Below are 1,847 nucleotides of genomic sequence, written 5' to 3'. Positions count from 1 at the left end.
ACAGCCACGGCGAGATCGGACATGATCGCGGCGCGCTGGCCGGCTGTGTGCGCGCTCATATAGGCGATGCGGTAGTTGCGGCCCTCGCGGCCAAGCGCATCGAGCGCTCCGGCGCGCCAGGCGCAGCCCTCTTCCCAAAGCGACACCGGCAAGGGCTCGCGCAAATGCGCGCAGCCACCCTTGGCGCCGGCCCAGACAATCGGCTCGGTCAGCAGCACCTCGGCGCCGAGCGCGCTGGTCTTGTAGGAATTGGTCAGCAGCGTGATGTCGAGCGCCCGGTCGTCCATGCGCCGGCGCAGATTGCTGCTCTGGTCGATAGTGACGTCGACGGCGATCGACGGATGCGACTGCGCGAAACGCTTCAGCACATGCGGCAGCACGCGCTCGCCGTAATCGTCCGGCGAACCAAGCCGCACGACACCGACAATCTCGGGAATGATGAACTTCGACACCACCTCGCGGTTGATCGACAGCAGCCGGCGGGCATAGCCGAGCAGCATCTCGCCGTCCGTGGTCAGCGACACCGAGCGGGCGTCGCGCGCGAACACGGAGCGGCCGAGAATGTCCTCCAGCTTCTTGATCTGCATGGAGACGGCCGAAGGCGTGCGAAAGACGGCATTGGCGGCGGTGGTGAAGCTGCCGGTCTCGGCAATCGCCACGAAAGTGCGCAAAACGTCGAGATCGAGCAGTGGCAGCGGATGATTGAGCGGGGCGTTCATGGCAACCGACCTTCAATTTTTCTGATACAAAACATCATTCCATTTCGTTTGATTGAACATCAGATTGGGAGGATAGTCAACTCCATCGAATGAGGCAGCTGCCACAAGCAGCCATGAAACGACCCCGACACAGACCTGCATTCGACACGAAATGAAGTTGAAACAAACCCGACGTAACCAACGCGTTGTCTGGCACCCGCCAGCCACCAAAGGAGAAAGAAATGTCTATCCTGTCGTCTCTTGGTCGCATCGCGACCGAATTCAGCGCGGCACGCGCCCGCTACCAGACCGAGCGCGCCATCCGTTCCTTGCCGATCGAACTGCAGAAGGATATCGGCTGGCCTGAGGCTTCCGACACCAAGACCGGTACTCGCAATGGCATCGGATCCTGGGCTGGAGCAAAGTAGATCGTGTGTACTATGTGCTGAAGGCCTGCCGCGCGAACCGCCCGGCAGGCCTTCTTTATTTTATTTGTATACAAATGAGTTTTGGAGCCATGTCGCCAACGCATGACGCATATGAGAAAGCCGCATAGCAGCTCCTGTTTTCACTTAATGCCTTGTAAATGATCGTAAATTTTGGGCACCTTGCCCAAATCTGTCGCAATCGATGTCGCATTTCATATCAAGCGGTTCGCTTTTGCGATTTAGTTTCTGCTTACACAAGCCTATATCAGCGCCAGCAAACGAGCTGCCCCACTCCATCAAGCGAAGGCGACCCGTCTGAGCAACCGAATGGAGATGATTATGAAGCTTTTTGCCCGCCTCTTTGCCCGCCGCGAAATGAACCTGACCACCGCTCTCGAGCGTCAGCGTCTTGCCAACACCATGCCCGGCCAGACTGGCGCCATGAATGCGGCGCGCCTCGGCTTCGTCGCCTGAAGATTTTCCAGGCAGCGCATCCCTGCCGCTGCTTTAAAACTGCAACGCCGCCTGGCTCCAGCCAGAGCGGCGTTTTTGTTCTGCGCACAGGCTGTACGCTGCCTGTCCCTTGAACAGTTCGTGCCACTTCCGGGCCCCGCTGCACGCCGATTGCCCATTTGCGACCCATGTCGCAAATTTAATCTTGTCGTAGCGGCGTAGCCGATTGACAGACATGGTTTTTCCTGATGTCGCTATGCTATTCGCG

4 protein-coding genes are annotated in these 1,847 nt (G+C 58.6%); 2 read left to right on the top strand and 2 right to left on the bottom strand.

Translation table 11 applies throughout. From position 1 onward, the window contains the following. Positions 1-719: LysR substrate-binding domain-containing protein (locus EN991_RS34610; protein WP_127370411.1), on the bottom strand; the 719-nt coding region annotated here is incomplete at its 3' end. Positions 720-940: 221 nt separating this feature from the next. Between EN991_RS34610 and EN991_RS34605 the strand changes: the two genes are divergently transcribed. Together EN991_RS34605 and EN991_RS41720 are read left to right on the top strand one after the other, a co-directional pair. Continuing rightward, the gene (locus EN991_RS34605) at positions 941-1,126 is read left to right on the top strand and encodes a hypothetical protein (RefSeq protein WP_013531162.1); all 186 of its coding nucleotides are present in this window, start codon (positions 941-943) and stop codon (positions 1,124-1,126) included. A gap of 339 nt (positions 1,127-1,465) precedes the next feature. After that, positions 1,466-1,600, top strand: coding sequence for a hypothetical protein (locus EN991_RS41720; protein ID WP_013531161.1), 135 nt, complete (start codon positions 1,466-1,468; stop codon positions 1,598-1,600). Positions 1,601-1,633: 33 nt separating this feature from the next. On the opposite strand, the gene EN991_RS40470 is transcribed toward EN991_RS41720, so the two are convergent. Then, on the bottom strand, positions 1,634-1,847 hold a 214-nt coding region (locus EN991_RS40470), incomplete at its 5' end, for a hypothetical protein (protein ID WP_206519314.1).

The sequence above is a fragment of the Mesorhizobium sp. M7A.F.Ca.US.005.03.2.1 genome, assembly GCF_003997795.1.
Classification (GTDB): Bacteria; Pseudomonadota; Alphaproteobacteria; order Rhizobiales; family Rhizobiaceae; genus Mesorhizobium; species Mesorhizobium ciceri.
Note: the sequence above shows the minus strand (reverse complement) of the source record. Positions and strands in the feature narration are given on the sequence as shown.